At 39.1% G+C, this 7,884-nt stretch carries 8 protein-coding genes; 4 read left to right on the top strand and 4 right to left on the bottom strand.

The window, feature by feature from the left end:
- Positions 1–23: 23 nt before the first annotated feature.
- Entirely contained in the window at positions 24–2,018 is a 1,995-nt protein-coding gene (ftsZ, locus tag ACOV1Q_RS05545; RefSeq protein WP_424493369.1) for a cell division protein FtsZ, read from the top strand.
- A 128-nt stretch (positions 2,019–2,146) separates the two neighbouring features.
- Here the strand turns inward: ftsZ and ACOV1Q_RS05550 are convergent, their stop codons facing one another.
- From ACOV1Q_RS05550 to ACOV1Q_RS05560, 3 genes are all read right to left on the bottom strand, one after another.
- Positions 2,147–2,725 carry a hypothetical protein gene (locus ACOV1Q_RS05550; protein ID WP_424493370.1) on the bottom strand — a complete coding sequence of 193 codons (579 nt, stop codon included), beginning with the start codon at positions 2,723–2,725 and terminating at the stop codon, positions 2,147–2,149.
- 82 nt (positions 2,726–2,807) lie between these two features.
- A complete protein-coding gene (locus ACOV1Q_RS05555) occupies positions 2,808–4,112 on the bottom strand; it encodes a hypothetical protein (RefSeq protein ID WP_424493371.1) in 1,305 nt (434 codons plus the stop codon).
- Positions 4,113–4,404: 292 nt separating this feature from the next.
- Entirely contained in the window at positions 4,405–4,785 is a 381-nt protein-coding gene (locus tag ACOV1Q_RS05560) for a hypothetical protein (protein WP_424493372.1), read from the bottom strand.
- 99 nt (positions 4,786–4,884) lie between these two features.
- On the opposite strand from ACOV1Q_RS05560, the gene xerA reads away from it, so the two are divergent.
- The 3 genes from xerA (at position 4,885) to ACOV1Q_RS05575 (ending at position 7,414) form a co-directional block, all read left to right on the top strand.
- Positions 4,885–6,009, top strand: a complete 1,125-nt coding sequence (xerA, locus tag ACOV1Q_RS05565; RefSeq protein ID WP_424493373.1) for a site-specific tyrosine recombinase/integron integrase — start codon at positions 4,885–4,887, stop codon at positions 6,007–6,009.
- Between the two features lie 199 nt (positions 6,010–6,208).
- Positions 6,209–6,607 carry a hypothetical protein gene (locus tag ACOV1Q_RS05570; RefSeq protein ID WP_424493374.1) on the top strand — a complete coding sequence of 133 codons (399 nt, stop codon included), beginning with the start codon at positions 6,209–6,211 and terminating at the stop codon, positions 6,605–6,607.
- A gap of 264 nt (positions 6,608–6,871) precedes the next feature.
- A complete protein-coding gene (locus tag ACOV1Q_RS05575; protein ID WP_424493375.1) occupies positions 6,872–7,414 on the top strand; it encodes a hypothetical protein in 543 nt (180 codons plus the stop codon).
- Between the two features lie 44 nt (positions 7,415–7,458).
- Here the strand turns inward: ACOV1Q_RS05575 and ACOV1Q_RS05580 are convergent.
- A partial coding sequence (locus ACOV1Q_RS05580; protein ID WP_424493376.1) for a transposase occupies positions 7,459–7,884 on the bottom strand: 426 nt, incomplete at its 5' end.

Genomic DNA, 7,884 nt, shown 5'->3' on the forward strand with positions numbered 1-7,884 from the left:
AGAAAACCAGTAAAACAGAATTTATGAGCAGCACAGAATTCGAGAACATTTCATTCGATCTACCAAAGAACCAATCGAACGTAATTAAAGTTATTGGTGTAGGTGGTGGAGGTAGCAATGCGATCAACCACATGTTCCAACAGGGAATCAAGGGGGTTGATTTCGTTATTTGCAATACAGACGCACAAGCACTTGAGAACAGTTCTGTGCCCAATAAGATCCAGTTGGGGGTAAGCCTTACAGAAGGACTTGGAGCGGGGGCAAACCCGCAGGTGGGAGAGCAGGCAGCTGTAGAAAGTTTTGACGATATTAAAGGAATGCTTGATACCAATACCAAGATGGTATTTATTACCGCCGGGATGGGTGGTGGTACAGGTACGGGAGCTGCACCCATTATTGCCAAACAGGCCAAGGAAATGGATATTCTTACCGTTGGTATAGTAACCATTCCCTTCCAGTTTGAAGGAAAAATGCGAAATGAGCAGGCCCAGTTGGGAGTTGAAAACCTTCGAAGCCATGTAGATTCTTTAATCGTGATCAACAACAATAAACTGCGTGAAGTTTATGGAAACTTAGGTTTTAAAGCCGGTTTCTCCAAAGCCGATGAAGTTTTGGCCACCGCTTCCCGCGGAATTGCCGAGGTAATTACACATCACTACACGCAGAACATTGACTTGCGCGATGCCAAAACAGTATTAAGCAACAGCGGTACTGCAATTATGGGTTCTGCGCAGGCTTCGGGTGCTACAAGGGCTAATGACGCCATTGCCAAAGCGCTTGATTCCCCACTTCTAAACGACAATAAAATTACCGGTGCTAAAAACGTGTTGCTGCTTATCGTTTCAGGTTCCGAGGAAATTACCATTGACGAAATAGGGGAGATCAATGATCACATCCAGGCAGAAGCCGGCCATAGTGCTAACATCATTATGGGGGTTGGAGAAGATGAAAGCCTTGATGAAGCAATTTCTGTAACCATTATTGCTACGGGTTTTGATATTGAACAACAAAATGAGATCGTTAATACTGAAACAAAAAAGATCATTCACACGCTGGAAGATGAGCAAAGAGCGGAGCAGAATTTGAATCCGAAGAAAACATCTTCTTACGAAGCCATACCGCCAAAAGAAGATAAAATTGTTCACACCCTTTCCCTAGAAGAAGAGGAAACAGAGGAGCCAGATGATCGCAATCCTTCTGCTGAAGTGAGGAACATGGATGTCATTTTTGAAGAGGTAAAACCTACCGAAGCACTTAAACCTGCACCCATTGAAGATTTTATCATTACTGATGCCGTAAAGGAAATTGAGGTAAATGAGCCTGAAGAAGTGAAACAGGCGTCGCAGGAGGCAAAAGAACAGGAACAGTTCATGTTCAGCTTTGATATGCCCAAAAAGGTGGAAAAGCCGGCTGTTTCTGAAAATAGAGAGGTGAAACAGGAAAATATTCAAAATAACAACGATGCTTCCGAAGAGGAATCCAAGATCGTTCATCATCTTTCAGAAGAAGAAAACGAAGCTAAAAGAAGCAGCCAAAAGCGGGAAATTTCTCCCGAAGTGGGACAAAATGGCGTAAAGCGTTACAGTCTTGAAGATTATATGGAAGTGGAGCAGATGATGAAGAATTCTGAACCTACTTCCCGGCCAATCCAGGAGAAGCCACAGCATTCACAACAATCACAGCAACCTGCACCCGAGCAGAAGGCGCAGCAGGAGGCTCCTTCCATACCGGCAAAAGAGGAGGAAGTAGACCCATTTAATAGTCCTATTTCTGAAGATCTTGTAAAGCGTGCAGCCGAGCGGAGAGCGAAAATGAAGGAGTTTAATTACAAGTTCAGGAATAATGTGACCAAGATCGAGGATATTGAGAAGCAGCCGGCTTACAAAAGGGCCGGAATTGAACTTAATAGTGCTAATCCCGGCGAGGAAAGGATGTCCCGAACTTCTATAAGCTCTGATGATAACAATGAGCTTCATTTTAGAAGTAACAATTCCTTTTTACATGACAATGTAGATTAAGAAGCGAAAATACCCTTTTTGAAACCCGAAGTTCAAGATGAATTTCGGGTTTTTTATTTGGGGTATTTTAAAATTTCAGAATGGAAACCAGGTGTTAAATAAAGAATATTTATTTCTGGAAATGAACCTTACTCGATGTAGTTTGGCGGATTTAAATTATTTGTATTTATATGAAATTGTCCCTTAGTTAATTTCACTATTTTTTCCGGGTTGTTTTGGTTTTTCAGGATGATTTCTTTAAAGGAACCTATTATGATGGAATCACCTTCTACCTTTGTTACTTCAAGATATTGTTCGTGCAAATTAGATGAAGCAAATGCTACTCCATAATAATTATCCTCACCGTTGGAGATGCCTATTGCAGACTCGGTATCTGTGGGTGTAAAAAATATAAAATCATCATCAAGTTTTCCTATCCTATATTTTCCAGGCCCATTTACATCTTTCAAATAGATGTGAATATTTTTTTTGCTGCTATTACGAAACGTCATATGCCAGGAGTTTTCCTGAACATTACAAAGAATACCATGAGTGGTTCCAATGAATTTATGAACATCTTCAGGAATAAAAATTCTGTCTTCAATTTTGGCTCTAAAGGAATTCTCACCAGTACCGGGTAAATCTACACCATCATCCTTACTGCAGGATTTCAGGACAATTGAAAACAGAAATATCCAAAAAAGGAAGTTAAGCCTTCGTTTTTTCATGGAAGCGGATTAAAATGTTTATCTGCTCATCGGGATGAATAATTTAAAACATGATTTTTCATATTATGGTCTAAACTCTCTCTTAGTTCCCAAATAAATGCTCATACGCAGCATATTCGAGTTGAAGTACAGATGATTCTGCATCCAGCACCTCCTGTACAGCAGTTTCATAATCTTCAGTAGTATTGAGTACCAGGCCGTTGTGGTGCATTTTAAGCCTTGAGAAAAACTTCACTTCAAACCATGCTTTATTTAAAATGTTCACTTCTTCGGTGCTCAAAGCATTGTTACCGCTTACAATGGCATTCATATGCTTTTGAGCCAGTTCTTTTATCTCTTTGGCTGCGATTTCGCCAGTAGGTATATTTCGCAGGGCACCAATGACCAAAATTGTTTTTCCGAAGTACATTTTCTCGACATATTCATTGCCATACTTCAATTCAAAAAGGGTGGGATTTTGTTCCATTTCCTCTTTTAGTGCACGACTCTCTTCAAAATTAGGCAGGAAACTACTGTTCCCCTCCACGTACTTGTAACTTTGTACCAGGATATCATCCTCGGTTACGGGATATTGCTCAATAACCGATTGGTATAGATCTGAACTTACTGCAAATTTTGTAGCAAAATTTGGTCCCGGCACATAGACCTCGGAAAAATGACGGTAAGGATAAATGTATTCAATAGGATCTAAATTGTTTTTCCAGGTAGGACTATGGAAGAAGGACTCTTCCGTTTTGCGATAGGATCCTTCTGTAGTTTCGAACGGATTGGCCAGGGGGACATGATGACCAGTTAGCACTCCGTCGCCAAAATCTTCATCTTTATACTCTTCTGTCAGTATAATTTCTGCGTCCTTAGTAATAGTTACCTTCCTGGTTGCTGAAGCTTTGTCGAGCACAGTAGTACTTCCTGCTTCATCATTGACCGTGGTAAATTCCACAGAAATTAAATCACCGTCAGCGTAAGTATGTACGGCCGTACCTTCTTCGCTATAGACCTTTTTTTGAGAAGGCAGGCCTTGGGTGTATTGGGTTTCAAACCAGAGATCTCCTTCAGGAGTATAATATTTTGACCAGAGCGGTTTATTATCTTCACTGCGGCTTACTTCCATATACAAATGTTGTTTCGGATAATGAGAGTACACTTTAGCCCATTTAATATAGCCGTTTTCATAATATTCAAATTCATCTTTAGGAACTTCCTCGCCTAAATGTAAATCATTATACCTGGCTTCCTTAATCCAGCCGTTGGGGTGCTGGCTTATGAGCTCAAAGTAAGTGTCAGGTTCAATGGAATAATCGGTTTCTGAAACGGCGTCGTCTTTTTCACATGAAGAAAATAATAGAGCAGCAGCCAGGAGTAGGCCCAGGTAAATTGGTTTTTGCATTGGAAATGATTGATGATATGGATTTAAAAAAAAATGCAAGGTTAAAACGGGTTCCTCTTGTGGGAATAAATTTAAGAAAACATCCTGAAACGACGGAATTTTCCGTGCAATTTGCCTGTATGTAGTTAATTATTACCCGGGAACAAACGGTTTACTTAAGGATTCGGCAGACTTTAATTTTTTGTTAGGATAGTAGGAAAAATCTGCTATTTTTGAATATTGAATTCCGGGTCTTTCCAATTGTGAGTGTGACTCAGGAGACCGGAGGTGTGGGGAACACCCGCAGATTATATTATTTCCTCATATAATCCTGCCAGGTGACCAGGATATATTTTTTCTTTCCGTTTTCCATTTTTAGAAGAAATCCATATTCATAAACAAACAGATAAACATCACCTTTGCTGTTTTTCCAGTAATGCGTAAAAAATTGTGGGTCAAATCCTTTATCCAATAGCATCTGGGCACGAACTGTAGCTTTGCCTGCTTTGTTGAAGGATTTCAGGAGTTTTCTGTTAGCTTTTAACTGGCGGTCTACTTTAGAATAAAATCCGGCTGCGCCTTCCCGGTTTTTCTGATAATGCCAGGAACTTTTACAGTAGGAATCACAGAATTTTTTATCAGTTCTTCCTTCGAGTTGCCGGTTACAGGCCAAACATTTCTTGAAGTTATCCATTCAGCGATCCGTTTTAGTCGTATAATATACGTTTAATAAACCTTTTTTGACCTAAGGACTGCGATATTTAAAAAGCAGATTGGAGAATAGGAAAAGACCATGGACCGGAAATATATTACTTTAAAGAATCTTGTGATAGAGCAGAAGAAATGCATTGGCCTTAAATTTTATACTGATAAAGTGCTACAGGCCCTGGTGAACGATCTGCCAGAGGTGAAATGGAGCGAGGACTATGGAATGGATTACCTGCTGAATTCCCCGGAAAATCTTGATCTTGTTTTTAAAACTTTTAGAGGCGTGGCCTGGATCAACTGTAATCATTTTTATTCCAGGAGTAGTTTTGGGAGGCAGCAGGAAACTATTGATGTGGAATGGTTTAGAAAAAGGATGCCAGTAGAAGGAAAGAGGCATTGCCCCGAAAACTATCTTAGCAAACTTCAACTAAAATGCTATGCGAAGAATACGGTGAGGACCTATGTGTCCTGTTTTGAAAATTTCATGAATTACTACCGGGAGAGATCTTTGCAGGAGCTGGACGAAAACGACATCAGGCTTTATCTTCAGCATTTAATTAGAGAAAATCGATCTAACTCCTATCTCAACCAGGCGATCAATTCCATCAAGTTCTACTACGAAGTAGTCCTGGAGATGCCCAACAGGTTCTATGCGGTGGAACGCCCAAGGGCAGAAGAGAAGCTGCCACAGGTACTGGCAAAAGAAGAAGTGTTTTCCATCATCGAAAATACCAATAATATAAAACACCGGTGCATTGTAAGCCTCTTATATTCAGCCGGGTTGCGCAGGTGTGAAATCTTGAACCTCAAACCAGATGACATTGATAGCAAGAGAATGGTGATAAAAATACGTTCTGGGAAAGGAAATAAGGACAGGTACACTATCCTGTCTGAAAAACTTCTCAAGAACCTGCGCACATACTATGTGAAGTGGAAGCCGCGGAATCTTTTATTTGAAGGTCCCTCCGGCCATGCATATTCGGCAGAAAGTATTGCTAAGATTGTAAAGGAGGCAGCCAATAGAGCAGGGATAAGAAAACGAGTGACCCCTCATATGTTGCGCCATTCTTTTGCCACACATTTACTCGAAAGCGGAACAGATCTACGTTACATACAGGTATTACTTGGACATAAAAGCACCAAGACCACAGAAATTTACACCCACGTAGCCACAAATATTTTTTTCAAAATCAAAAATCCGCTAGATTAGCTGGTAAAGACAAAGTAGATATAAATGTACCAGTACGTTTATTTGTAAATAAATGCACTAGTGCATTTATAGGTACGTTGTAGCAAATTTTATTAGTGCGATTCGTTATATAATTAATCAAATAAATCGTTTGATAATAAAACGGACTCCAATCAGTCATATCTAAAAATTTAATCATTAATTCGATACTAACTTACTTATGAAATATCTTAAAATTACTGTTCTATTATTACTTATTACAAACACTGCTTGCGCCCAAGATTACCAGACAAAAGATGAATTAGCAAAACAGATTATCGGGTCTTGGCATCTAGAAAACAGCGCTGAAGACAGATTAACTTTTTTTAAAGACGGAACTCTACAAAGATCTGATGAAAATGGATCAATCTCAATCGAGAAATATGAAATTACTAAAGACTGTGATGGAGAGAAGCTCTCCAATAAAGATTTCTTTTTGAAAGTAATAGATGAAAATGGAATTTTCTCCTGTGCCTACATAGAAGGTATAAATTATGATGAAAATGGGATTTTCTCATTGATGACAAAAAATCAAGGTAAAATCATAGTTTATAATGAAGATCAAAAGTCCGTGAAATAAAACTTGCAACAACAAAGAACTGAGTTAAAAAACAAGTTCTCTAGGCTAATTTCGAAACAAAATTTTCCTCATAAGGCAGACCTGATTTAGCGATAGCAAATGCCTGTTTCAGTAGCTTGTTACATACAGCGATAANAAAACAATGCTTAATTCAGTCTTAAATCGAAACTTCCTGCTCGCTTGCAACGCCTGATTGTCCTGCGGACAATCAAGCTCTCCAGCTCGCACTGTTTTTATACGAGACGTTGCCCACAATTTAGAAAAATGAAGAAAATCATATGGTGTTTATTTCTGACATTAACGGGCGTTATTTATGCGCAAAACGATTCAATTCACAAAGAACGTTACGAAGTGATTAATGCGTTGTATGGAAGTTTTGACGTTGAGAAATATGGCAAAGTAGAGCTGGATAAAAAATTCTTTCCTTTTTTAGGGCTGAGCGTAATCATATCAGACCTGGAATTAATGGAAGATCTAATGGGCAGTTGTGTGGATCTGGAAAAGAATAAATACTACTCCTATTCAGAGATCCTGTCTCCTAAAGAAATTGCGGAATTAGGTACTCAAATCAGCTCATTTGGAGATTATAATAAATTGGATAGGAAGCTCCTTACAGATAAAGTGAAATTGGTAAGAGATAGGAAGAACATCCATCAGGCAATTACTCTTCCTTTAGTTTATAAAAACAAAGCAATCATTTATCGGACTAATAAGAATAGTGAAGAAACTCTATTTGTTTTAGTAAAGGAAAATGGAAAATGGAATGTCAGATGTGTAAAACATATTTACGCACATTTTGAAGACTGATTAAAACTGTGGCCAACAAAGAACTGAGTTAAAAAACAAGTTCTCTAGGCTAATTTCGAAACAAAATTTTCCTCATAAGGCAGACCTGATTTAGCGATAGCAAATGCCTGTTTCAGTAGCTTGTTACATACAGCGATAAGAGCTAACTTTTTACTTTTCCCTTTTGCTATGAGCCGCTCATAGATCTCTCTACAGGCTTTGTTGTGTTTACAAGCCGAAAAACTACACATGAATAGCAGATTTCTAAGCTTTGCGTTACCCATTTTGGTTATTCGACTTCGACCTCTCACGCTAGTACCTGACTCTCGCAAGGAGGGCGTGATCCCGGTGTAGCTGCAAAGTTGCCTGGCATTTTCAAAGTTGGAAAATCCGTCGGTTAAAACAATCAACATAATCGCGGTCTTACTGCCCATCCCGGGAATACTTTTCAGAAGGGTTAATTGTTTTTGTTGCTCTTCCTTTACGATCTC

It is taken from the genome of Salinimicrobium maris (assembly GCF_049680855.1).
In the GTDB taxonomy this organism is placed as follows: Bacteria; Bacteroidota; Bacteroidia; order Flavobacteriales; family Flavobacteriaceae; genus Salinimicrobium.

Bases quoted from the DNA above. Each gene is read 5' to 3' on its own strand.
- ftsZ (WP_424493369.1), top strand. From the start codon at position 24: ATGAGCAGCACAGAATTCGAGAACATTTCATTCGATCTACCAAAGAAC.
- ACOV1Q_RS05550 (WP_424493370.1), bottom strand. From the start codon at position 2,725: ATGAAAAAACGAAGGCTTAACTTCCTTTTTTGGATATTTCTGTTTTCA.
- ACOV1Q_RS05555 (WP_424493371.1), bottom strand. From the start codon at position 4,112: ATGCAAAAACCAATTTACCTGGGCCTACTCCTGGCTGCTGCTCTATTA.
- ACOV1Q_RS05560 (WP_424493372.1), bottom strand. From the start codon at position 4,785: ATGGATAACTTCAAGAAATGTTTGGCCTGTAACCGGCAACTCGAAGGA.
- xerA (WP_424493373.1), top strand. From the start codon at position 4,885: ATGGACCGGAAATATATTACTTTAAAGAATCTTGTGATAGAGCAGAAG.
- ACOV1Q_RS05570 (WP_424493374.1), top strand. From the start codon at position 6,209: ATGAAATATCTTAAAATTACTGTTCTATTATTACTTATTACAAACACT.
- ACOV1Q_RS05575 (WP_424493375.1), top strand. From the start codon at position 6,872: ATGAAGAAAATCATATGGTGTTTATTTCTGACATTAACGGGCGTTATT.